Annotated in this window: 22 protein-coding genes; 2 read left to right on the plus strand and 20 right to left on the minus strand. The window is 71.1% G+C overall.

The genetic code is table 11. The annotated features are described in order from the left end of the window. Nucleotides 1-214: 214 nt before the first annotated feature. The 17 genes from nusA to VM938_08825 form a co-directional block, all read right to left on the minus strand. On the minus strand, nt 215-1,606 hold the full coding sequence (gene nusA, locus VM938_08745) for a transcription termination factor NusA (GenBank protein HVF75124.1): 1,392 nt from the start codon (nt 1,604-1,606) through the stop codon (nt 215-217). Then, entirely contained in the window at nt 1,555-2,031 is a 477-nt protein-coding gene (rimP, locus tag VM938_08750; protein HVF75125.1) for a ribosome maturation factor RimP, read from the minus strand. The genes nusA and rimP overlap by 52 nt, the downstream gene beginning before the upstream one ends. Before the next feature lie 94 nt (nt 2,032-2,125). Next, complete coding sequence (gene proS / locus VM938_08755) at nt 2,126-3,538, minus strand: proline--tRNA ligase (GenBank protein ID HVF75126.1); 1,413 nt, start codon at nt 3,536-3,538, stop codon at nt 2,126-2,128. A 22-nt stretch (nt 3,539-3,560) separates the two neighbouring features. Next, nucleotides 3,561-4,772, minus strand: coding sequence for a GNAT family N-acetyltransferase (locus VM938_08760; protein ID HVF75127.1), 1,212 nt, complete (start codon nt 4,770-4,772; stop codon nt 3,561-3,563). Beyond that, nucleotides 4,772-6,001 (minus strand): flavodoxin-dependent (E)-4-hydroxy-3-methylbut-2-enyl-diphosphate synthase, encoded by a 1,230-nt coding sequence (ispG, locus tag VM938_08765; GenBank protein HVF75128.1) that lies wholly within the window; start codon nt 5,999-6,001, stop codon nt 4,772-4,774. The genes VM938_08760 and ispG overlap by 1 nt, the downstream gene beginning before the upstream one ends. A gap of 21 nt (nt 6,002-6,022) precedes the next feature. Then, the gene (locus VM938_08770; protein ID HVF75129.1) at nt 6,023-7,297 is read right to left on the minus strand and encodes a M50 family metallopeptidase; all 1,275 of its coding nucleotides are present in this window, start codon (nt 7,295-7,297) and stop codon (nt 6,023-6,025) included. Continuing rightward, nucleotides 7,294-8,430, minus strand: coding sequence for a 1-deoxy-D-xylulose-5-phosphate reductoisomerase (dxr, locus tag VM938_08775; protein ID HVF75130.1), 1,137 nt, complete (start codon nt 8,428-8,430; stop codon nt 7,294-7,296). The genes VM938_08770 and dxr overlap by 4 nt, the downstream gene beginning before the upstream one ends. Then, complete coding sequence (locus VM938_08780) at nt 8,427-9,902, minus strand: phosphatidate cytidylyltransferase (protein HVF75131.1); 1,476 nt, start codon at nt 9,900-9,902, stop codon at nt 8,427-8,429. The genes dxr and VM938_08780 overlap by 4 nt, the downstream gene beginning before the upstream one ends. An 18-nt stretch (nt 9,903-9,920) precedes the next feature. Then, entirely contained in the window at nt 9,921-10,496 is a 576-nt protein-coding gene (frr, locus tag VM938_08785; protein ID HVF75132.1) for a ribosome recycling factor, read from the minus strand. Continuing rightward, nucleotides 10,496-11,221: a UMP kinase gene (gene pyrH, locus VM938_08790; GenBank protein ID HVF75133.1), complete on the minus strand. Its 726-nt coding sequence runs from the start codon at nt 11,219-11,221 to the stop codon at nt 10,496-10,498. Before pyrH ends, frr begins: the two co-directional genes overlap by 1 nt. A 4-nt stretch (nt 11,222-11,225) precedes the next feature. Beyond that, nucleotides 11,226-12,029: a translation elongation factor Ts gene (gene tsf / locus VM938_08795; GenBank protein ID HVF75134.1), complete on the minus strand. Its 804-nt coding sequence runs from the start codon at nt 12,027-12,029 to the stop codon at nt 11,226-11,228. A 3-nt stretch (nt 12,030-12,032) separates the two neighbouring features. Next, entirely contained in the window at nt 12,033-13,145 is a 1,113-nt protein-coding gene (gene rpsB, locus VM938_08800; GenBank protein ID HVF75135.1) for a 30S ribosomal protein S2, read from the minus strand. Between the two features lie 126 nt (nt 13,146-13,271). Further along, nucleotides 13,272-14,921, minus strand: a complete 1,650-nt coding sequence (locus VM938_08805) for a SpoIID/LytB domain-containing protein (GenBank protein ID HVF75136.1) — start codon at nt 14,919-14,921, stop codon at nt 13,272-13,274. A gap of 94 nt (nt 14,922-15,015) precedes the next feature. Then, nucleotides 15,016-16,644: a peptidoglycan DD-metalloendopeptidase family protein gene (locus VM938_08810; protein HVF75137.1), complete on the minus strand. Its 1,629-nt coding sequence runs from the start codon at nt 16,642-16,644 to the stop codon at nt 15,016-15,018. A gap of 84 nt (nt 16,645-16,728) precedes the next feature. Next, a complete protein-coding gene (whiG, locus tag VM938_08815; protein HVF75138.1) occupies nt 16,729-17,511 on the minus strand; it encodes an RNA polymerase sigma factor WhiG in 783 nt (260 codons plus the stop codon). A 52-nt stretch (nt 17,512-17,563) separates the two neighbouring features. Beyond that, a complete protein-coding gene (locus VM938_08820; protein HVF75139.1) occupies nt 17,564-18,631 on the minus strand; it encodes a DNA-processing protein DprA in 1,068 nt (355 codons plus the stop codon). Then, complete coding sequence (locus VM938_08825) at nt 18,628-20,145, minus strand: YifB family Mg chelatase-like AAA ATPase (protein ID HVF75140.1); 1,518 nt, start codon at nt 20,143-20,145, stop codon at nt 18,628-18,630. Before VM938_08825 ends, VM938_08820 begins: the two co-directional genes overlap by 4 nt. Nucleotides 20,146-20,299: 154 nt before the next feature. Between VM938_08825 and VM938_08830 the strand changes: the two genes are divergently transcribed. Further along, nucleotides 20,300-22,183, plus strand: a complete 1,884-nt coding sequence (locus VM938_08830; GenBank protein ID HVF75141.1) for a penicillin-binding transpeptidase domain-containing protein — start codon at nt 20,300-20,302, stop codon at nt 22,181-22,183. A 20-nt stretch (nt 22,184-22,203) separates the two neighbouring features. On the opposite strand, the gene VM938_08835 is transcribed toward VM938_08830, so the two are convergent. Then, a complete protein-coding gene (locus VM938_08835; GenBank protein ID HVF75142.1) occupies nt 22,204-22,974 on the minus strand; it encodes an enoyl-CoA hydratase in 771 nt (256 codons plus the stop codon). A 133-nt stretch (nt 22,975-23,107) separates the two neighbouring features. Here VM938_08835 and VM938_08840 point away from each other — a divergent pair, with 133 nt between their 5' ends. After that, the gene (locus tag VM938_08840) at nt 23,108-23,305 is read left to right on the plus strand and encodes a hypothetical protein (protein HVF75143.1); all 198 of its coding nucleotides are present in this window, start codon (nt 23,108-23,110) and stop codon (nt 23,303-23,305) included. Between the two features lie 8 nt (nt 23,306-23,313). On the opposite strand, the gene VM938_08845 is transcribed toward VM938_08840, so the two are convergent. Continuing rightward, nucleotides 23,314-23,661: a YraN family protein gene (locus VM938_08845; GenBank protein ID HVF75144.1), complete on the minus strand. Its 348-nt coding sequence runs from the start codon at nt 23,659-23,661 to the stop codon at nt 23,314-23,316. Next, complete coding sequence (locus tag VM938_08850; GenBank protein ID HVF75145.1) at nt 23,662-23,955, minus strand: DUF2469 domain-containing protein; 294 nt, start codon at nt 23,953-23,955, stop codon at nt 23,662-23,664. Nucleotides 23,956-23,969 lie beyond the last annotated feature (14 nt).

Consider the following 23,969-nt stretch of genomic DNA (forward strand, 5'->3'; position numbering starts at 1 on the left):
ATGTCTGCTTCGTCCACTCGGGCTCGCAACGCCCGTCCGAACGACTTCTGCTTTGCTGCGATGTCGATGCAGGCCGGGGCGCCGGCACACAGCCACGCCCCTCGCCCCGGCAGCCCCCGGCCGATGGCCAAGGAACCGTCGGAGCGACGAGTCACCCGCACCAGCTCGTCGGCCGGCGCAGTGCGCCGGCAGCCGATGCAGGTGCGTACCGGCGCTATGCCGGAGCCTCCTCGCCCGTGGGCTCGGGCTCGGTCTCCGTCTCGCTCTCGGTCTCCGTCTCGGCCTCGGCCTCGGCCTCCTCGACGGCGGCCACCACTTCCACGGCGTCGGCTGCAGGCGACGGCTCGTCCGCAGTGTCGGCCTCGGAGGCGGCGCCGTTGTCGGACGCCGAAGCGGGGGCATCGCCGTCGGCCTCGGCCTTGGCGGGCGTCTCGCCGCCTTCGGCCTCGTCACCGCCGTGCGACCACGCCTCGGCCGACATGGCTTCGCCGCCCTCGGCGGGCTGCCACACCATCTCGCCGGTGGCGGCGTCGGTCACCCACTCGCCCTCGGCCCACTCTTCGCCGGTGTAGCCGGCTTCCTCTTCCGCCAACTGGCCTTCGCTCTTGATGTCGATGCGCCAGCCGGTGAGCCGGGCGGCCAGGCGGGCGTTCTGCCCTTCCTTGCCGATGGCCAGCGACAGTTGGTAGTCGTGCACGACGACGGTGGCCGTGCCGGTCTCCTCGTCGAGGCGCACTTCCTTGACCTTGGCGGGCTGGAGGGCGCGCATGACGAACTCTGTCGGCTCCTCCGAGTAGGGGACGATGTCGACCTTCTCGCCCCGCAACTCGTTGGTGACCATGCGCACGCGGGCGCCCCGGGCGCCGACGCAGGCGCCGACGGGGTCGACGTTGTTGTCGTTGGACCACACGGCGATCTTGGTGCGGTGCCCTGGCTCGCGGGCACAGGCCTTGATCTCGACGACGCCGCTGGCGATCTCGGGGACCTCCAGCTCGAACAGCCGCTTGATCAGGCCCGGGTGGGTGCGGCTGACCACGATCTGCGGGCCCTTGGTGGTCTTGCGGACCTCGACGATGTAGGCCTTGAGGCGGGCGCCGTGGTCGTAGTGCTCGTAGGGCACCTGCTCGGCCTGGGGCAGCAACGCCTCGACCTTGCCCAGGTCGAGCAGCGTGTAGCGGTTGTCGCTCTGCTGGATGATGCCGGTGACGATGTCGCCCTCGCGGCCCGCGTACTCCTCGTACTTCTGGTCGCGCTCGACCTCGCGGATGCGCTGGAGGATCACTTGCTTGGCGGTCTGCGCGGCGATGCGCCCGAAGTTCTCGGGGGTGTCGTCCCACTCGCGCACGACGTTGCCGTCCTCGTCGAGCTCCTGGGCGTAGACGGTGATCTCCATCGTGTCGGGGTCGATGGTGACGACGGCCTCTTCGGCGGCCTTGGGCATGCGCTTGTAGGCAGCGACCAGTGCGTTGGCGAGGGCGTCGAGGAGGACCTCGACGGAGATGTTCTTCTCGCGGGCGACGAGCTGGAGTGCCTCGAGGAACTCGAAGTTGCCCTTCATGACGTAGCGGCCTTCTTCTTGGTCGTTGGCTTGGGGGCGGGGCCCCACTCGAACACGGTGCGGGCCCTGTCGATCTCGCCGTAGGCGAGGGTGCGGCCGGCGACGGTGATGCCGTCGTCGTCGGCGGCTTCGAGGGTGCCCTGGATGCGACGCTCGCCTTCGACGGCGGGCTTCGTCTTCACCGCGACGGTGGTGCCGAGGTAACGGCGGAAGTGATCGGGGGTGCGCAGCGGGCGCTCGACGCCGGGGCTGCTCACTTCCAGTGTGTAGCGCTGACCGGGGACGAGGTCTTCCTCGTCGAGGAGGTCGGACACGTGGCGGGTGGCCTCGGCCACGCCTTCGAGGTCGATGCCGCCCGGACGGTCGACGCTGACGCGGAGGACGCCGCCGGTGAACTCCACGTCGAACAGCTCGAAGCCTCGGTCGGCCAGGAGCGGGGCGACTCGTTGCGATACTCGTGCTGCAGGGTCCACCACGCACCTCCTTCCAAGGACCGGCCAAACAAAAGCGTGGGCGACCGCCCACGCAGGAAGGACAGTATAGCGGGTCGGGTTTCTGACGCCCTTGTCAGTAGGCCCGGGCGATATAGGCCACGGTGTCCGATTCGTCCTCGCCTGCGGGGAGCCCGCCGTCGGCCGTCTGGAGGCAGCGCACGGTCACGCCGCCTTGGGCCAACTGCGTCTCGCCGTCGTCGCCCAGGGCCTGCCACGGGACGCGGGCGAAGCCGTTCTGGGCCGCTTCCCGGGCCTCGTCGACGGTGGTGGCGTCGGCCGTGCGGCTGTCGCGCAGGGCCGTGGCTTCGGCCAACAAGTTGGCCTGCACGGCGTCGAGCGCGTCGGCTGCCGCAGCGACGGCGCCGTCGGCCGGGATCGTCGTCTTGTCGCCCGTGTCGCGCCGCACCAGCGTGACGTTGCCCTCGGCCAGGTCGCGGGGGCCGACCTCGATGCGCACGGGCACGCCCTTGAGCTCCCAGTCGACGGCCCGGCGGCCGAAGCTGGTGTCGACCCGGCTGTCGAGGTGGACGCGCACGCCCTTGGCCTTGAGCTCGGCGGCGATGGCGGCGGCTTTGTCGCCCGCGCCGTTCTCGTCGCGGACCAGCAGGACGACGACCTGGGTGGGCGCCACGGCCGGGGGCAGGCGCAGGCCGTTGTCGTCGCCGTGGGTCATGATCAGCGCGCCGATGAGGCGGGTCGACACGCCCCAACTGGTCTGCCACACGTACTGCTGGGCACCGGCTTCGTCGAGGTACTGGGTGTCGAAGACCTTGGCGAAGTTCTGGCCCAACTCGTGGCTGGTGCCCATCTGCAGGGCCTTGCCGTCGCCCATGACGCCTTCGCACGTCCAGGAGTTGATGGCGCCTGCGAAGCGCTCACGAGCGGTCTTGCGGCCTACGCGCACGGGGATGCCGAGCACGTTCACCATGGTGTCCTCGTAGACCTCGCGCAGGATGCGCACCGAGTAGTCGCGGGCGTCTTCCTGGCTGACGTGGCAGGTGTGGCCTTCCTGCCAGAGGAACTCGGTGGTGCGCAGGAACAGGCGGGGGCGCAGCTCCCAGCGCACGACGTTGGCCCACTGGTTGATGAGCAGCGGCAGGTCGCGGTAGCTCTGCACCCACTTGGAGAAGTAGGAGTTGATGATCGTCTCGCTGGTGGGGCGTACGACGACGGGTTCTTCGAGCTCCTTGCCGCCGCCATGGGTGACGACGGCCAGTTCGGGGCTGAAGCCCTCGACGTGGTCGGCCTCGCGGCGCAGGTACTCCTCGGGGATGAACAGGGGGAAGTAGGCGTTCTCGGCGCCCGCTTCCTTGATGCGGCTGTCGAGGGCGGCCTGCACGTGCTCCCACACGGCGTAGGCCCACGGCCGGATGACCATGGTGCCGCGCACCGGGCCGTTCTCGGCCAGGCCCGCCTTGGCCACCACGTCCTGGTACCACTTCGGGAAATCGGTGGCGCGCGGGGTGAGGATCGACTTCTGGGCCATGGCGCCGGAGGTTAGCCGGCGATCAGAAGTGGGTCTGGCTGAACGGGGCTGTGGGGCTGGGGAACATGGCGTCGGCCACGGCCAGGGCGCCCGGCTTCAGTTCGGTGATGCGACCGGCGGCGGCCAGCGCCGACGGGAGCACGCCGCCCAGGTAGATCGAGCCCAACGCGTCGACGGGCAGGTGGAGGTCGGGCTCGGCGTCGGTGCGGGTGCAGCGGCCGCCGTCGAGCAGGAAGCACCCGCCCGCCTGCGGTCGGAACTCGTCGACCACCTCCAGCACCAACCGCCCGTCGGCGGCGTACCCCCGCGTCGACAGCGCCGCTTCCACGTCGAGCACCCGGCACCAGATGTCGTCGACCATGGCGTTGACCTCGATGGCCCGGGCATCGGCCAACAGCCAGCGCAGCGGCTCGTCGAGGGGGATGTGGGCCTGCACCCGGTCTGTGAGGTCGACCCCGAACAGGTACTGCCACAGGGCGGCGCGGCTTGTGGGCGTGGTGGTGGCCAGGTCGCCGACCACGACCTCGCCGTTGGGCACGCCGTGGTCGCTCCAGCCTTGCTTGACCCGGTAGGCGACGTAGCCATCGGCCTCCCCCGCGGCCGTCTCGTGGACGGCGTAGAAGCGGGCGCTGGCACCCTCGCGCCACCGCTCCCGGTCGGTGAACCAGTAGTTCCAGAACGAGTCGGCCCGCTGGTGGTCGGCGGGCAACAGGCGCCGCGAGCGGTCGAACACCGGCGGCAGCACCTTGCGGGCCGTCTCGGCGTCGATGATGCGCACCCGGCCGTCGTCGGCCACCGGCGAGCGGAGGGCGGAGCGGGCCCGCTGCACCTTGACGTCGTACGTCCAGGTGGCGCAGCCGTAGCCGAACCGGCCGTAGATGGTGGCCTCGCTGGCGGTGAGGATGGCCACGGCCTCGCCGCGGGCAGCCACGTCGTCGAGTTGGTGGGCCATCATTCGGCGCAACAGGCCACGGCGGCGATGGGTCGGCAGCACCGACACCCAGGTGATGCCCGCGGCGGGTGTGACGGTGAGGCCGGGCACGGTGAGCTCGAAGGAGAAGGCGGCGGCCGTGGCCGCGATGTCGTCGCCGTCGAACACCGCCACCGTGCGGTCGAGCTCGAGGTAGCCACGAGCGTCGTCGAGGTGCTCGTCGAGGGTGGTGACGCCGAAGCCGATGTGGTCGGTACGGATGAACGCGGCGAGCTCTTCGTCGGTGACGGCGCGGACGTCCATCAGCCCACCGTCTTGCGGATCAGGTCGACCCGCACCTCAGAAGCGTTGGCGTCGGCGCCCTGCTCGTCGAGCAACGCGGCCCGGTCCTTCTCCGCTTCCCGCCGGGCCTTGTCGAGGTCGGCCTCGGCCAGCACTGCCTCGGCACCCCGTTCGAGGATGGCCTCGGCGTAGCGCACCAACGACTCGACCATCTCGTCCTCAGGCACCACGGCCACGTTCTGGCCTTTGATGAACAGGTGGCCCTTCTTGCGCCCCGCGGCGATGCCGATGTCGGCGTCGCGCGCTTCGCCGGGGCCGTTCACCACGCAGCCCATGACGGCCACCTGCAACGGGATCTCGCGGTCGCCGAAGGCTGTCATGGCCTCGTTGGCCACCTTGATGACGTCGATCTCGGCCCGGCCGCACGAGGGGCAGGCGATGAGGTCGACGTTCTTGCGCTCGCGCAGGCCCATGGCTTCGAGCAGTGTGCGGCCCGCCCGCGCCTCTTCGACAGGGTCGGCGGTGAGCGAGTAGCGGATGGTGTCGCCGATGCCCTCGGCCAAGAGGGTGGCCATCCCCGCGGTGGCCTTGATGAGGCCGGCGGGCGGCGGGCCTGCTTCGGTGACGCCGAGGTGCAGGGGGTGGTCGGTGACGTCGGCGAGCATGCGGTACGACTCGATCATCAGCGGCACGTTCGAGGCCTTCACGCTGATCTTCACGTCGTCGAAGCCCACCTCTGCGAAGTACGCCAGCTCTGTCTGGGCCGATTCCACCAGAGCTTCGGGCGTGGCGCCTCCGTATTTCTCGTAGAGGCGGGAGTCGAGCGAGCCCGCGTTGACCCCGATGCGGATGGGGACGCCCCGGTCCTTGCACTCGGCGGCCACCGCCTTGATGTGCTCGGGCTTGCGGATGTTGCCGGGGTTGAGGCGCAGGCCGTGCACCCCGGCCTCCAGCGCGGCGAGGGCCATGCGGTATTGGTGGTGGATGTCGGCGATGACCGGCACCGGCGAACGGGGCACGATGCGGGCCAGGCCTTCGGCCGCTTCGGCTTCGTTGCAGGTGCAGCGCACGATGTCGGCGCCCGCGCCGGCCAAGGCGTAGATCTGCTGCAGGGTGCCCTCGACGTCGGCCGTCTTGGTGATCGTCATCGACTGGACGGTGATGGGGGCGTCGCCGCCCACCGCCACGGTGCCGACCCGAATCTGGCGGGTCTTGCGACGCGGCGCGGCGGTGGCGTTGGGCCCTTGCACGCCGTCCAGCCTACGGCGCCACTACTGGAAGGGGTTTTCGGGCGGCGCCACGATGTCGAGGTACAACGACGTGACGCCGAGGGTGACCAGCATGAGGAACACCACGTAGGCGACCGGCATGACCTTGGCCATGTCGACCCGGTACGGCCGGCCCGGGCGCGACCGCAGCTTCTCGTAGGTGGCAATGGCGACGTGGCCGCCGTCGAAGGGCGGCAGGGGGACCATGTTGAAGATGCCCACGAAGATGTTGAGCAGGAACAGCAGCACGAGCACGTCGCGCCAGCCGCTCTCGGCCGCCTGGCCTGCGACCCGCACGAAGCCGACGGGCGAAAGGAACCGCGGCGTCTCGGGATCGGGCTCGGCCGTTGTGGAACGGCCGGTCAACTGCTTGAAGTACGACGTGGCGCCGCTGGGCGAGACCAGGTTGCCCAGCACCTTGACCGTCTGCGTGCTCGCCTCCCAGATGCCCGAGGCCGTCTTGCCGACGGCTTCGACCGGGCCCCACTTCTCGATGGGGAAGGCGGGGCCGATGCCGATGAAGCCGTAGGGCTTGTTGTCCTCGATGACCGGCCCGCCGCCCTCCAGCTTGATGTCGGCCAGGTTGGCGGGCGTGGCTGTCAGCGTCTGGCGTTGCCCCTTGCGCTCGACCTCGAAGGTGATCGCCTGGCCCGGGCGCGGCCGGATGTGGTCGCGCAGGCCGTCCCAGCCGGCGAAGGGCTGGCCGTCGTAGGCCACCAGGCGGTCACCCACCTGGAAGCCCGCCTGCTGGGCCGGGCTGGGGCCGGCCTCCAGGGCGCTGATGGTGCCGACCTCGGGCAGTTCGGTGTCGCCGTCGACGGTGCCCACCACGGTGAGGGTCACGAACAGCAGGAGGAAGGCGAGGATGAAGTGCACGGTGGAGCCCGCCACCGCCACCGACATGCGCCGCCAGTACGGCTTGGCCCGGTAGGTGCGTTGTTCGTCTTCGGGGTCGACCTCCTCGAGGTTCGACATGCCGATGATCTTCACGTAGCCGCCCGCGGGGATGGCCTTGATGCCGTACTCGGTCTCGCCCTTGCGCACCGACCACAGGCGCGGGCCGAAGCCGAGGAAGTACTCGGTCACCTTCATGCCCGCCCACTTGGCGGTCAGGAAGTGCCCCAGCTCGTGGAGCATGATGATCACGATGATGGCGAAGACGACCAGGACCACCTTGGTCACGCCCGTCACCATGGCCGCCACCACGCCGGCGGCGATGATCAGCAGCAGCCGGGCCAAGGCGCCGCGCTGCTCGTCGACGGCGGTGTCTTCTGTCATGCGGCTGCTCCTAGTGCGTTCGTTGCGTGACGGCGGGCGTCGTGGTCTGCCTGCAGGACAACGTCGAGGTCGGTGGCGCGCGTTCCCGGCCAGCGCTCCAGCGTCGATTCGATGACGCCGGCGATGTCGGCCCAGCGGATGCGCTTGTCGAGGAAGGCCTGCACGGCCACCTCGTTGGCGGCGTTGAGCCACGCCGGTGCGGTCTCGCCGTGGCGGCCCGCCTCGTAGGCCAGGGCCAGGCAGCGGAAAGTGCCGAGGTCGGGGGGCTCGAAGTCGAGCTGTGTGAGCGTGGCCCAGTCGATGGCGCCGAAGGGCGCGGCCAGTCGTTCGGGGTAGGCCAAGGCGTAGCCGATGGGCAGCCGCATGTCGGGCAGCGAGAGCTGGGCGACGGTGGCGCCATCGCTGAACTCCACCATCGAATGCACGATCGACTGCGGGTGCACGATCACGTCGATCTGGTCGTACCCCACGCCGAACAGTTCGTGCGCCTCGATGACCTCCAAGCCCTTGTTCATGAGGGTCGAGGAGTCCACCGTGATCTTCGGTCCCATGGCCCAGGTCGGATGGGCCAGCGCTTCGTCGACCGTCACTTCGGCCAGGTCGGTGCGGCCGCGGAAGGGGCCGCCGCTGGCGGTCAGGACGATGCGCGTCACCTCGGTGCCGGCGCGGAGGCACTGGTGGACGGCGCAGTGCTCGGAGTCGACGGGGAGGATCTCGGCGCCGGGGGTACGGCGGGCGCGCTGCACCACGGGACCCGCGGCGATGAGGGATTCCTTGTTGGCCAGGGCCAGGCGCTTGCCCGCCTGCAGGGCGGCCAGGGTGACGGGCAGCCCGGCGAAGCCGACCACGCCGTTGACGGTCACGTCCGCGGTTGTGGCGATGTGCGCCAGGGCGTCGGGACCGACGAGCAGCTCCGTGCCCGCGGGCAGGCGGTCCTTGAGGTCGGGGGCGGCCGCCTCGTCGGCCACGGCCACGTACTGCGGCCGCAGTTCTGCCGCTTGGGCGGCCAAGGCGTCGACCGAGCGGGCGGCGGCGAGGGCCACGACGTCGTAGCGCTCGGGCGCTGTTCGGATGACCTCGATCGCCTGTGTGCCCACCGACCCGGTTGAGCCGACCAGGCTGACCGTCGTCACGCGATCTTCAGCAGCTGCACCAAGTAGTAGACGGCGGGCAGCACGAACAGCATGGCGTCGAAGCGGTCGAGCACGCCGCCGTGGCCCGGCAGCACCGAGCCCATGTCCTTGACGCCGACATCGCGCTTGACCATCGACTCGCACAGGTCGCCGAGCGGGGCGACGACGGCGACGACGAGGCCGAGCACCAAGCCCTTGCCCGGGGTCCAGGGGTGGATGACGAAGCCCATGAAGACGCCCGCCACCAAGGCGATGAACATGCCGCCGAAGAGGCCTTCCCACGTCTTGTTGGGGCTGACCTCGGGCATCAGTGGGCGGGTGCCCATCTGGCTGCCGAAGAACAGGCCGCCCACGTCGTAGGCCACGGTGCACACCACTGCGCCGAGCAGCACGGCGATGCCGCGGCGGTCGGGCAGCGTGAGCATCAAGGTGGCGAACGAACCCAGTCCGCCGACCCACAGGAAGGCCATCAGGGTGACGGCCACGTTGATCGTGGGCCTGGCCCGCACCACTTCGGCCAGGTACCAAAGGAAGGTGAAGACGACGGTGAGCGCCACGACGAGGGGGAAGGCGGCCACTCCCTTGGAGTAGGTGGCCAGCAGCAACGAGACGGTGGCGCTGAGGCCGAGCAGGGTGGCGGGCTGGTAGCCCGCCTTGCGCAGCACGGCGAAGGCCTCGGCGGCGGCCAGGGTGACGGCCACCGTCACCAAGGCGAGGGTGGGGGCGTTGCCGAGCTTGAAGCACAGCAGGGCCACCGCGGCGATGGCGACGCCGACGCCGACGGCTGTGCCGATGTCGCGGCCGCCGCCACGGGGGCTGGGCGCGTGGTAGTCGGCCAACGGCGGGGGCTGCGTGCGGCTGTGGATGCGGGTGGGCTGGCGGGGGCCGGGCGCCGGCTCGGGCGCGGGCTCGTCGTAGACGGCGTAGGTCGGGTCGGGCTCAGCGCTCGCCGGTGCCACGGGGTCGCCGAACTCGAAGAGGTCGGAGTGCTCGGTGCGGTTCACGTCGAGGGCGCCCATGCGGGTGTCGTCGTCGCCCAGGGCCGCGAGTTCGGCGAAGTCGTCCTCTTCCCAGTCGGAGCCGCTGTCGCGCCAACGGGGCGCCAGGCCCGACCAGGCGCCGAGGTCGTCGTCGCCTTCTTCGGCGTCGGCGTCGCCCATCAAGACTTTGGGGACCTCGCCGGTAGGCGGCTCGGTCCAGTGCGGCATGTCGGGCGGCTCCCCGCCGACCACGGGCGGACGGGGGACGGTGGTGGGGTCGACGGATTCAGGCAAGGGGAAGCGGATCTCCGGGCTCGGGCCCTGAGGGCGCTGGGGAACGTCGCCGAAGCGAGGGGCGTCTTCCGGGCGCCGGCCCGCGGCCTGTCCCGCTTCGAGGGCGGCCTGGGCCTCCTCGGCACCGATGATCCGTACTCCCTCGGCGGGGGCACGAGTCCTCGACTGCTGCTCGGCGTCGTCGTCGTAGTCGCTCAACCCGGCGGCCTCCGTGCCTCAGACTTCGAGGAGCTCTTGCTCCTTGTGGGCGAGTAGGCGGTCGATCTCGGCCACGTACTCGTGGGTGATCTTCTCCATCTCCTTCTCGGCTCGCTCGAGCTCGTCGGAGGAGATGTCGCCGTCCTTTTCCAGCGCCTCAAGATCGTGGCGCGCGGCGCGGCGCAGGTTGCGGATGGCCACCCGGGCCTCCTCTGCCTTGTGCTTGACGACCTTGACCATCTCCTTGCGCCGCTCCTCGGTGAGGGGCGGGAAGGAGAGGCGGATGACGACCCCGTCGTTGCTCGGGTTGATCCCGAGGTCGGAGTTCTGGATCGCCTTCTCGATGCTCTTGAGGGCGGTCTTGTCGTAGGGGGTGATGACCAGCAGGCGGGCTTCGGGGACGTTGATGCCGGCGATCTGCTGGAGGGGCACCTCGGAGCCGTAGTACTCGACCCGCAGCTTTTCCACGAGGGCGGGCGAGGCCCGGCCGGTGCGCACGGACGCGAAGTCGACCTGGGCGTGGGCGACGGCCTTGGCCATCTTCTCCCGGGTGTCCGACATCACCGCGGCGATGTAGTCGTCGTCGCTACTCATTATCGAACCAGCGTACCTATGCGGTCCCCCACCAGGGCGCGACGCACGTTGCCCGGGGTCATCACGTCGAAGACGAGGATGGGCAGCTTGTTGTCCTGGCAGAAGGTGATGGCGGTGAGGTCCATGACCCGGAGGTCCTGGTCGAGGACCTCTTTGAACGTGAGGTTGTCGTAGCGGGTGGCGTCCGGGTGCTTGCGGGGATCGGCGGTGTAGACGCCGTCGACGCCGCCGTGCGTGCCCTTCAGGAGGACGTCGGCTTCGATCTCCACGGCCCGGAGAGCGGCGGGCGTGTCGGTGGTGAAGAACGGGTTGCCCATGCCCGCGGCGAACACGACGACGCGGTCCTTCTCCAGGTGGCGGATGGCCCGGCGCCGGATGTAGGGCTCGCACACCTCGGCCATCTGGATGGCCGAGAGCACCCGGGTGGGCTGGTCGTGGCGCTCGAGGGCGTCCTGCAGGGCCAGCGCGTTGATGACGGTGGCCAGCATGCCCATGTAGTCGGCCGTGGCCCGGTCCATGCCCGCGCCCGCGCCGGTGGTGCCTCGCCAGATGTTGCCGCCGCCGACGACGACGGCGATCTGGATGCCGAGCTCGCGGCGGGCGAGAGCGATCTCCTCGGCGATGCGATCGACGACGGTGCCGTCGATCGTCTCGTCGGACGCCGAGGAGGCGAAGGCCTCACCCGAGAGCTTGAGGACGACCCTTCCCCAGCGGGGCTCGGTCACAGGCTCAACCGCCGATGACGACCTGGGCGAAGCGGACCACGGAGGCGCCGCCGAGCACCTGCTGCACCGTCTGCTTGTCGTCCTTGGCGTAGGGCTGCTCCAGGAGGACGCCGCCGGGCACCCGCTTGAACCAGCCACCGAGCTTGCCCTCGACGATCTTGGGCAGCGCTTGTTCGGGCTTGCCCTCGTTGCGGGTCTCGGACTCCAGCGCGGCCCGCTCCTTCTCCACCTCGTCGGTGGCGACGTCGTCGCGGGTGAGGTAGCCGGGCTTGCCGAAGGCGATGTGCACGGCGATGTCGTGGGCCAGCGACTCGTCGCCGCCGGTGACCTCGACCACGATGCCGTTGACGCCACGGCCGCTCTGCACGTGGAGGTAGGTGTCGAGGGCGTTGCCCTCGCCCGCCTCGAAGCGCACGACGCGGCCCAGCTCGATGTTCTCCTTGAGCGTGACCTTGAGGTCGTCGATGGCGTCCTGGCGCTTGGCCACAGCGTCTTCGCCCTCGTCGGCCACCAACTGGGCCAGCTCGTCGGCCAGCTTCACGAAATCGGGCGACTTGGCCACGAAGTCGGTCTCGGACTTGAGCTGGACGAGGGCGGCCACGTTGCCCGTGCGGGCCACGGCGACGGCGCCTTGGGCGTTCTCGCGGTCGGAGCGCTCGGCGGCCTTGCCGAGGCCTCGCTCGCGCAGCCAGGTCTTGGCCTCCTCGAAGTCGCCGTCGTTTTCGACCAGCGCCTTCTTGGCGTCCATCATCCCGGCGCCGGTCATGTCACGAAGCCGCTTGACGTCGGCGGCACCAAATTCGGGCATTGCCTACTGCTCCTCTGCGGGGGTGTCGGTGGCGGGCGTGGCCTCAGCTTCGGCCTCAGCCTCGGGGGCCTCGGCCTCGGCCTCGGGGGCCGAGGCTTCCGGCTCGGGCGTGGCCTCGTCGGCGGGCGCCGTGGTGGGTGCCGGGGTGTCCTGGGTCACCGTGGCGGGCGCGGCGGCCTCGTCGACGGGGCTGGGGACTTCCGCCTCGGTGGCGTCGTCCGCCTCGGCTGCGGGGGTGGCGGCGGGCTGGGCCGCTTCGGCTGCTTCGACCGGGGCGTCGCGGGTGGTGCGGAGGCGGGCCTCGCGCTCCTGGGCCTGGAGGGCGGCCTGGCGGCGGGCCTCGGCCTGCTGCTGGGCCACTCGGGCCTCGTCCTCGGCGGTGCGCTCGGCGGGGCCGCCGGCGGCGGCGCTGGCCTTGGCGGCACGGCGGGAGGCGATGAAGCGGCCTTCCTCCACGGCATCGGCGATCACCCGGCACAGGAGGGAGCCGGAGCGGATGGCGTCGTCGTTGCCCGGGATCACGTAGTCGATGACGTCGGGGTCGCAGTTGGTGTCGACCACGGCGACGATCGGGATGCCGAGCTTGTTGGCCTCGGTGACGGCGATGTGCTCCTTCTTCGTGTCGATCACGAAGATGGCCTCGGGCAGGCGCGACATGCCGCGGATGCCGCCCAGGTTGCGCTGGAGCTTCTCGAGCTCACGGCTGAGGATGAGCGCTTCCTTCTTGGGCATGGCCTCGAAGTCGCCCGCCGTCTTCATGCGCTCGTACTCGGTCATCTTCTTCACGCGGCCGCTGATCGTGGAGAAGTTGGTGAGCATGCCGCCCAGCCACCGCTCGTTGATGTAGGGCATGCCGCACTGGGCGGCGAAACGGGCCACGGGGTCCTGCGTCTGCTTCTTGGTGCCGACGAACAGGACGCTGCCCCCGTCGGCGACCAGGTCGCGGACGAAGGTGTAGGACTTCTCGATGCCCCGCATCGTCTGATGCAGGTCGATGATGTAGATGCCGTTGCGCTCGCCGAAGATGAAGCGCCGCATCTTCGGGTTCCAGCGCCGGGTCTGGTGGCCGAAGTGAACCCCGGCTTCCAGCAGTTGCTTCATGGTGACGACAGCCATCGTCTGTTCTCCCATCGGTTCTCTGGCCCGGGTGCCGCGCCGCTTCCTTGGAAGCGACGACCGTGGGTGCAGCCGGGTGCGGATTCGGTGACGTGGACGGCTCGGCGGGTTCGCCGGGCCGAGGGGTCAGTGTAGTCGGCGCGCTGCGTCGAGCCCCACTGCGGCGAGGGCCAGAGCGGCCGCCGCGGCGAGGGCGAGGAACCCGGGCGACCGTGGTGCCGCCGGGCCGTTCGGGAGGGTGGCGGCGGCGGGAGCGGCGGCCGAGGCGTCGGTCGGCGGGTGGACCTCGAACTCGACCGTGGCAGTCGCTCGCCGTCCCCCGCCTGCGTCGGCGGTGATGGTGACGGTGTAGCGGCCCGGCGTCGACAGGGGCGGGAGGGACTGCGTGACGGGGCCGGCCGCCACCAGCCGGGCGGCGCCGAGCACCGTCGGTGCCGTGGCGCCGGGGGCGACGACGGCAACTTCGACTGCGGCGGGCGTCGACACGTCGAAGGTCAGTTCGGGGGCGGAACCGGGCTGAAGGGCGGCGACGGCGTGGGGGTGGACGGCGGGCACGGCGTCCTGGCCGGGCGGCGGGACGATGCGCAGCTTGCCCTTGCCCGCGGGCACCACTTCCCACGGCCCGCCGGTGAACACGGCCAGCGGGGCGCCGGACTGGTCGAGGACGCGGAAGGCGCCGGAGCCCACGACGGCAGCGGTGGGTCGACCGAGGTCGACGGCCACCTTGATGGTCGGTGGCAACGACTGGGCGGGCACGGCGACGGGACGAAGGCCGCCGTAGTAGGAGGCGAGGATGTCCTCGGCCCGCATGCCCCGCAGGGCCTTGCCCAGGGCGCCGTACTGGCTCATGCCGATGCCATGGCCCCACCCCCGGCCGTCGACCACGACGGCGTCGGCTCCATTGTCGTAGGCCACGCTGAACCGGTTCGAGGGCACGGCCAACGGCAGGTCCGCCGGCGCAGGCACGGCGGCGTTGAGGCGGGCTCGGAAGTCGACGGCCGGGATTGTGAACGCGGGCGCGACTGAGCCGTCGTGCTCGATCCGTTCGAGCACGACCGTGCTGTCCGCCATGCGGCTGACGCGGGTGATGCGGGTGTCGGCCGGGAGGCCGACGACGGCGGCGACCGTGGACGCGGGGATGCTGGAGCGCCAGCGGTGCAGCGGGCTGTGGGCGTCGTCGGGGTCGGGCGCGGCACGCAGGTAGGGGCGGCCGCCCGAGACCGTCTGGCCCCCGTTGGACGAGGAGTACTTGGCCAGGATGGGCGCGTCCCGATAGAGCAGGGCTTGGCCGCTGGTGGCCTCGACGGCCGCGGCCCACGCGGGGCCGTTCGGCCCCCGCTCCTTGGCCAGGCCGGTGTAGACCTGGCAGGCATCGGTCGCGCAGATGTCGGCGCCCAGGGCGCGGGCCGCGGTGGCGACCGTGACCGACCGCTCGTGCAGGGCGTAGGTGCGAGCGGCGATGGCCTGGGCCTTCAGCGCCTCGGCGGGCCACGTGCTGGGCACTTCGGACAGGCCCTTGAGGTAGTCGTCGAGGCCGAGGTCGTTGACCACGCCGACGCCTCCGTTGCCTGCCGCCACGAGTTCGAGGGCACCTCGATAGTCGCCCACACCATGCACGCCGAGGATGCTGTCGCCCACCGGCTCCACCCGAACGCGGTCGACCAGCCAGCCGCGCGGTGCAGGCGCCGGCTTCGGCTTGGCTCGCGGCGCAGCCGCAGCAGGAGCACCGACAACCAGCCCGGTGACCACCAGCGCGAGCGCGGCGCGCCAGGCCACGCGCAACCGCCGCGAAGCCGACCATCCGCCGGGTCGGGGTGCTCCAAGCACGAAGCGTGAGGATAGAGGAGCGGTCGCCGCCTCTCGTACACGATCAACCTCGCCGCCGCGACGGGGGCCGCCGCGCTGCCAACGCCAGCCTCGGTGCCTGCTCGGCCGCCACCAGTAGGCGCGCCGTGATGGCGTCGAGCACCGAGTCGCGGCTCGATCGACACGTGGGCGGCATCCCTGCGGTGGCCAAGCGGATCTCACGTGCTGCTGCGGCCGACGCAGGAAGGGTGTCGTGGTGGTGCAGCCCGTGGGGCGTCACCGTCACCGTATGACCCCCCGGGACCCGGCTACGAGGGGGCGGCACCACGATGTCGGCCCGGCCTGCCACCGAGACGACGTGCACGCCCGCGGGGGGCGGACGCCGGTTGAGGTCGGCCAGCATCGACGAACCACGGGCCAACTGCCGGACCGCAGGCGCCGAACCGTCGATGGGCGAGACGTTGGCGGCGAAGACGGCGTCTTGCAGTGCCCGGCCACCCAACGTCCGCCGGTGTTCGGCCGCCAGTTGCGCGATGTCGGCACCGTGGTGCGGGGAGCCGAGCGTGACGAGGGAGGCGACTCCCGGCGGCGCACCGTCGGCCAGGGCCAGGCGGGCCACGATCCCGCCCTGGGAGTGGGCGATGACGTCGACGGGGACGCCCGGGTGGGCCTCGACCAGGCCGTGCAGAAGGTCCCGGAGGCGCTGCCCCGCCGTCGGGATGTCGCCCTGGGTGTCGCGGCCCTCGTAGGGCCGTTCGGCCGCTGTGCCTCCTCGATAGGAGAACTGGTGGACGTCACCGCCCGCGTAGCCGAGGGCGGCCGTGTCGACGGTTGTGACAGCCGCCGATGCCGACGACGAGCCCAACCCGCCCACGAGGAGGGCGATGCGTCGCTCGGCTCGCGGTGGCGGTGCCACCGACCGTGCCGTGCACGGCTCGGCAGCCGTGGCTGTCTCCTTGAGTTGGGCGGCCACCGCCGTCCAGTCGCTGCTCGACAGGTTCGTGGTGTCGACCCAGACCCGCAGCACCGGGTCTCGGGCGGCCATGCGACCCAGTTCGTTGAGCAGGAGGTCGAGCGGCCGGTCCCGAGCCCAGGCCAACGTGGCCGACGCGCTGCGAGCCACCGTGGCTCCGGTGCGCACCACCGTGCGCAGCAGGCCGGCCAGGAGACTGCGTTCTTGGGCTTCCGAGCGAGGGCGGCCGTCACGTTCCCCGTCGGGCACGAGCTTGGCCCGGAGGGTGCCGCCGGCGTCGCCGACCAGCAGCGTGGGATCCACGTAGGCGTCGCCCGCCCTCGCCCCCCAATGCAGGCGGGGCCCGGCGCGGCCCACCTCCTGGCCCGCCGCCACCCGAGCGCCTCGGCGGACGCTCGTCGACGCCAGGAACGAGTAGCTCGTGCGGATGCCGTCGGCGTGGAGGATCGTGACGTGGAGGGAGCCGCCCACTTGGCCGGCGAAGGCCACGACCCCCGGGGCGGCGGCGTGGACCGCTTGGCCCGGTTCGGTCTCGTAGTCGACGCCCCGGTTCCCCGCGCCGTAAGCAGACTGGGGCGGCCGGAAGCGCTCGACGGGCTGCTCCGGCACTGGCGCCTGATAGGCGACGGCCTCGGCCGCCGCTGCGGGTAGCGGCTCGGCCAGGAGGCAGCAGACGATGATGGCGGCGATCGCAGCCGCACGGGCGCGACGGACGGACATGGTTCTCCCCTTCGACGGTCAAACGGAAGGGGGAAGTGGGGGGGGTCGGCCAGGGACCGACGGTTCAGTGGCCGGGGGTGGCGGTCAGGCGGGCTCGCGCTCGGGCTCGGCCATCTTCGACCGGAGCTGCAGCACTGCCTTGGTGTGGATCTGGCACACCCGGCTCTCGGTCACCCCGAGGACTTCGCCGATCTCGGCCAGCGTGAGACCTTCGTAGTAGTAGAGGGTGAGCACGATTTTCTCGCGGTCGCCCAGCCGGTTGATGGCCGAGGCGAGGATCTGCTTCATCTCCTCGACCTCGAAGGCGGCCACGGGCCCCTCGCCCTTGTCGGGGATGGTGTCGCCCAGGGTCGTCGACTCCCCCCGGTCGCCGCCGACGGAGAGCATCTCGTCGAGGGCGATCAGGCCCACGAAGGAGATCTGGTTGAACACGTTGTGCAGGTCCTGCTCGCTGATGCCCATCTCGGCCGCCACTTCGGCGTCGGTGGGCGTGCGCAACAGCGTGGCCTCGAGTTTGGCGTAGGCCTTCTCCACCGAGCGGGCCTTGGCCCGCACCGAGCGGGGCACCCAGTCGATCGAGCGCAGCTCGTCGATGATCGCCCCCTTGATACGGGCGATCGCGTAGGTCTCGAACTTGATGGCCCGCCCCGGGTCGAACTTGTCGATGGCGTCGATCAGCCCGAAGATCCCGTAGCTGACCAGGTCGGCCTGCTCGATGTTCTGGGGGAGGCCGACGGAGACGCGGCCCGCCACGTACTTCACCAACGGTGAGTAGTGGACAATCAACCTGTCTCTGGCCTCGCGCAAACCGCTGGCCTTGTAGTCGGCCCACAGTTGATCGATCGCCCTGAGGTCCTCTTCGTCCACGCCTGTCCTCGGCCCGGCAATAGGGGCACCTGCTTGCGTCGAGTGTAGACAACTAGTCGCCCATTCCTACGCGTTCCCACCACGCGCCGTCGCCGCGCACCCACGAATCGTGTTCAAGACGGCTCAGCGCCAAGGCCACAGCGGCCGGTGAGAGCCCGGTTCGCACCAGGATCTGCTCCAGGCTGGTCGGCTCCCATCCAACGACTTCCAGCACGGCCCCCTCCACCCCGCCGGGCGCCGCCCGCCTGTCGCGCACCGCCGGCATCGGCCGAGCCAGCCCGAGCGCGGCGAGCACGTCGTCGACGTCGCGCGCAGGCCCGTTGCCCTCGTAGAGGAGTCGGTTGGTGCCCGCGCTGGCCGGGCTGCGCACCGGGCCGGGCACCGCCAGGATCGTGCGTCCGCGGGCGTCGGCGGCCTCGACGGTGTGCATCGACCCGCCCACGGCGTGGGACTCGACCACGACGAGCACGTCGGCCAAGGCGGCGATGATCCGGTTGCGGGCGGGGAAGCGCCACGGCTCAGGGCGCGTGCCGCACGGCCACTCCGACAGGATCACTCCCTCATCAGCGATCGCACGCCACAACTGGGCGTGGCGCTTCGGGTAGACGACGTCGAGCCCGCATCCGACCACCGCCACCGGTGGCCTGCCGTCAGGACGAGCGGCCAGGGAACCGCAGTGGGCCGCACCGTCGATCCCCAACGCCAAGCCTGATACGACGCCCACGCCCGCAGCGGCGAGGTCGCGGCCGAACTGGCGAGCGGTCTCACGCCCCCCGTGCGTGCTCCGTCGAGTGCCGACGATGCCGACAAGCGGTCGCCGCACCGCCTCGATGTCGCCCATGGAGAACAACACCGCGGGCGCCGCGGGGTCTTCGGCAAGGACCGTCGGGTAGTTGGAGCCGTCGAGGAGGTGGATCCCCACGCCCGCGGCGGCGTGGGCGGCGGCCACGGCGCCGACGTCGACGCGCGACGCCGCCCGCTGCAAGTCCTCCCCATCCTCCCCGGCTAACACGTCGGCCCAGCACCGATCAGGGGGACGGTCTTGCAGCAGCGCACGAAGGCGGCTCGGCCCCATGCCCGGCAGTCCGGCCAGCGCAGCGGCACATCCCTCCAGCGTCATGACGCCAGCCCTAGTTCTGCGTGGTCGACGCGCAGGCTGACCGCGGCAGCGACATGTTCTTCACCGACGAGCTCGTCACCGCCGTCGAGGTCGGCGAGCGTGCGCGCCACCCGTCGCACCCGGTGCAGCCCACGGGCGCTCAGGGCGCCCGCCCGCAGTCGACGGTCGAGGAACGACCACGCTCCCGGCGCCAGCGGCGCCACCACGTCGAGCTGTTGGGCAGGTAGTTCGGCGTTGCTCCGCACGCCCCGCTCCCGGGCCAGGGTGCGCACAGCCGCAACCCGCGCCGCCACCGAGGCCGACGATTCGGCCGGGTCGCCGCCCAAGAGCTCGCCCGGGTCGGCCCGGGCCACTGGCACGCGCAGGTCGAAACGGTCGAGCAACGGTGACGACAACCGGCGCACGTAGCGCGCCCGCTCGGCGTCGCTGCAACGACAGTGCCCCGGCGGTCCGGCCCGGCCACAGGGGCACGGGTTCATGGCGGCGACAAGCAGGAAGCGGGCAGGAAAGGTGACGGTGGCGCGGGCGCGCGACACCCGCACCACCGCTTCCTCCAGCGGCTGGCGCAACATGTCGAGCACGCCTGCCGGGAACTCGCCGAGCTCGTCGAGGAAGAGCACGCCGTTGGCGGCGAGGGAGATCTCCCCCGGGCGCATGAGGGCGGTCCCGCCACCGATGAGCGAGACGGGTGAGGCGCTGTGATGCGGCGCTCGGTACGGCGGGCGGTCGACCAGTCCCCGCGGCGACAACGGCAACCCGGCCGCCGAGTGGACCCGCGTCGTCTCCAGCGCTTCGTCCTGCGTGAGGCGAGGCAACAGCCCAGGAAGCCGACGGGCCAGCAAGGTCTTGCCCGCGCCCGGCGGACCGGTGAGCAACAGGTGATGGCCCCCCGCTGCTGCCACCTCCAGCGCCCATCGGCCGACCTGCTGCCCGCGCACGTCGGCCAAGTCGGGCTCGTCGATCCGTGCGTCGCCATCGTCGGGCGCAGGCGGCGACGGCTCCGGCCACGGCGCCTCGCCGCGGACGGCGGCAACCAGTTCTCCGAGCGTCGCCACCCCGTGCACCTCGTGGCGGCCCACTAGGGTTGCCTCGTTGCGACAGTCCGCCGGCACGACCACCGCCGGCGCGGTGATGGCGTCGACGAGCGGAACGACGCCGGGCACCCGCCGCACCGACCCGTCGAGCCCGAGTTCGCCGAGGCAGGCAACGCCGGCAAGGCGGTCGACGGGCAGCTCCCCTGCCGCCGCCAGCAGCGCGATGGCGATGGGAAGGTCGAGCCCGGCCCCTCCTTTGCGCAGCCCTGAGGGGGCGAGGTTGATCGTGACCCGCCGCATGGGGAACGGCAACGAACTCGACAGCAGGGCGGCGCGCACGCGGTCGCGTGACTCCCGGCAGGCGGCGTCGGGCAGCCCCACGACGTGGAAGCCGGGCAGGCCGGTGGACACGTGGGCCTCGACGGCCACAGCGCGTCCTTCGACGCCCAGGAGGGTGGCTGACGGGATGCTTGCGATCACGGTGATGCTCCGAGTCCGAGGTGGATCGTGCGAAGCAGGGCCGTGACGCAGGCCGCAGGCGGCGGTCGCCGGAGCGACGTTGTCCACCCTAGCGAGGGGGTGTGACAACAACCAGACCTCATTACTGTCTCACCCCCCGAGCAGAATGTTCGGCGTGGGCAAGCGATCGACGATTCCGGCAGTCGGAGCAGCGGCATTGCTGGTGCTGGCCGCGGGTGCGGTGTTCGTCCTGCGCGGGCCGAACGAGAGCGGGGCGCAGCGCCAGGTGAAGGCCTACCTCCAGCGCTGGGAACGGGGCGAATGGGCCGCTATGCGGGAACTCGCCCACGAACCGCCCGCGGAGTTCCAGGAGACGCACGAAGCCATGACCCGGGCGCTGCGGGTGACCTCGCGCCGGCTGACGGCTGGGCCGGTCCGCACCGACGGCGGCGGGGGACGGGCGTCGTTCACGGCCAGGCTGGAACTCGGTGGCCTCGGGACCTGGGAGTACGACGGGGCGCTTGACCTGGTGCATTCCGACGGCACGTGGCTGGTGCAGTGGAGCCGTGCCGCCCTGCACCCCAAGCTCGCCGCCGGACAGCACTTCGAGCGGACTCGGCAATGGCCGGAGCGGGCCGCCATCCTGGCCGCCGACGGCACACCGATCACCACGGCTGCGCCCGTGGTGCGGGTGGGCATCGAACCGCGCCGGGTGCGCGACCGCACCGCGTTGAAGGTTGCGTTGCAACAGCATGCGGGCGTCGACCCGGCCCGGGTGGACGCGCTGCTCGATCGACCAGGGCTGCGGCCCGACGTGTTCGTGCCCGTGATCGACCTCAGGGAGGAGCGCTACGCCGCCGTGCGAGGGCAGTTGCAGCCTGTTCCGGGGCTCGTGTTCCGTCGAGAGACAGCCCGGCTCACGCCGTCCGAGGGGTTTGCCCGCCACACCGTCGGACGCATCGGCGACGTCACCGCGGAGCGCCTCAAGGAACTCGGCGAGCCGTACCTCACGGGCGACGAAGTGGGCCTGTCAGGGCTCGAAGCGGCACGAGAGCGCGAGCTGGCGGGGCGGCCGTCGGGCGAGGTACGCATCGAAGCGGACGGCACCGACCAACTTGTGGAAACCCTGATGCGCTTCGAGGGCGCTCCAGGGGCAGCGTTGCCCACCACCCTCGACAGCCGCGTGCAGACGGCGGCCGAACGGGCACTCGACGGCGTCACCAAGCCTGCGGCCGTGGTCGCCGTCGACATCACCACGGGGGCCGTCCGTGCCGTGGCGAGCCGGCCGCTCGACGAAGCCTTCAACCGGGCGCTCGCCGGTCGTTACCCACCTGGGTCGACGTTCAAGATGGTGACGACCACGGCGCTGCTCGCCAACGGGACCACGCCGGCCTCTCCGGTCACGTGCCCGCCCCAGGCCACGGTGGGAGGCAAGCCGTTCCGGAACTTCGAGGGTGAGTCGGCGGACACGATCCCCTTCCGCCAGGCCTTCGCCCACTCCTGCAACACGGCCTTCGTGCAACTGGCCGACCGCCTGCCCGACGACCAACTGGGCGCCGCGGCCAAGGCCTACGGCTTCGACCGCGAATTGCGGCTGCCGGTGGCGGCGGTCGGTGGCTCGTTCCCGGCGCCGAGCGACGACGCCGAACGGGCGGCGGCCGCCATCGGCCAGGGCCGGGTGACGGCCAGCCCGCTGCACATGGCCACGGTGGCCGCGGCCGCAGCCGGCGGCACATGGCGGGCGCCCTCCCTGGTGCCGAACCAGGGCGAGCAGGAGACATCGCAGGCGATGGAGCCGTCTGCGGTGACGGCCGTGCGGGCGATGATGCGCGAGGTCGTGACGGCGGGGATTGGCACGTCGGCCGCCGTGCCTCGGCGCGAGGTCGCAGGCAAGACGGGCACGGCGGAGTTCGGCACCGACGTACCCCCGAAGACGCACGCGTGGTTCGCAGGCTTCGAAGGCAACCTTGCCTTCGCCGTGCTCATCGAAGGGGGCGGGGTCGGGGGGCGTGACGCCGCTCCTGTAGCCGCTCGCTTCGTCAGCGCGCTCCCGCGCTGAGCCCTCGCATCACCAGGTCGTCACCGGCCTGTGAACACCGGTGGCCGTTTCTCGACGAACGCCCGAAAGGCCTCGGCGGCGTCTGCGCTGGCGAAGTTGACGCTCTGCGCGTACGCCTCGGTCTCGATGGCCTGTTCGAAGGAAGGGCCCATGGAGTTGTTGAGCATCGACTTGGTCATGGCAAGGGCGAGGGGCGGGCCGGCGGCGAGGCGCGCCGCCCAGTCGGCCACGAACCCGTCGACCTCGTCGGCAGGCAGCACCCGGTTGACCACGCCGATCCGCTCGGCGTCGGCGGCACTGACGATGTCGGCGAAGAAGGCCAGCTCCTTCGCCTTGTGGAGGCCGATCAGGCGGGGCAGCAGCCACGAGCCACCGAAGTCGATCGACAAGCCGCGCAGCGAGAAGATCTCGGAGAACCGCGCCTGGTCGGAAGCCACCACGAGGTCGCACCCGAAGGCCATGTTGCAGCCAGCGCCCGCAGCCACGCCGGTCACCTTGGCAATCGTCGGCTGGGGCAGGCGGTGGAGGGCGATGGCCACGGAGTCGATCAGGCGCATCCTGGGCAGGCCGTGCATTGTCGCCGTCTCCGGGTCTCCGAGGTCGGCGCCGGAACAGAAGGCCCCGCCCGCGCCGGTGAGGATCACCACTCGGTCGTCGCTGCGGTCGGCGATCTCGCGGAAGGTGTCCTGGAGGTGTCGCCACAGGGCCATGTCGACTGCGTTCTTCTTCTCCGGTCGGTTCAGGGTGACGGTCACGACGCCCTCCGACCGCTCGACGATGAGCGTGTCCATGCCGGCAGACGATACTGACAGGCATGGGTTTCAACCCGTACCGCAAGCAGAAGCGCCGAGCGTCCGACTATCTGCTCGTCGCTGCCGCACTGGCCGTGGTGGCCGTGCTCCTCCTGTGGGCCCTGATCCCGAGGTGAGCGAGGGGCCCGCCGAGGTCCGCCGCATCCAGCCCTACCAGGCGCGAAAGGCGTACCTGTGCCCGGGCTGCAACCAGGACATCCCTGCCGGCGTCGGCCACCTGGTGGTCGTGCCGGAGGAGTCTCCGGACCTGCGTCGCCATTGGCACCACGCCTGCTGGGCCAATCGCCACCGCCGTCGGCCTGGGCGCTGAGCGGCCCGTCAAAACGCGCCTTCGAGCACCTCGATCTCGTCGCCGAGCACGGCGGCCACGTCGAAGCGGATCTCGCGCGGCCTGAGTGGCGCGTCGTCCTCCAGCCACCGGGCAGCCAGCCGCCGTAGTCGCATCTGCTTGGCGCGGGTCACGGCTTCTGCGGGCACGCCGAAGGCGTCGGTGGTGCGCGTCTTCACCTCGCAGAACACGAACACCCGCCCGTTGCGCACGATCAGGTCGAGCTCGCCGTCACGGCAGCTCCAGTTCCGAGCCAGCACCTCGTAGCCGCGCGCTTCGTACCAGGAGGCGACGGCGTCTTCGCCGCGGGCGCCGAGCGCCCGCCGCTGGTCCGTCAACTACAGCTCCTTCTCAGGCAGTTCTTCGACGTTGACGTCCTTGAACGTGACGACGCGCACGGAGGACACGAAGCGGGCGGGCCGATACATGTCCCACACCCAGGCGTCGCCGAGCTCGATCTCGAAGTAGGTGCGCCCGTCCTGGTTCCGCGCCTCCATCTTGACCTCGTTGGCCAGGTAGAAGCGCCGCTCGGTTTCCACCACGTAGCGGAACATCGGCAGCACCGCCCGGTACTCCTGGTACAGCTGGAGCTCGATCTCGGTTTCGTACCGTTCGAGGTCCTCGGCGCTCATGAGCCCATCGTAGG

The sequence above is a fragment of the Acidimicrobiales bacterium genome (assembly GCA_035536915.1).
GTDB lineage: Bacteria > Actinomycetota > Acidimicrobiia > Acidimicrobiales > JAHWLA01 > JAHWLA01.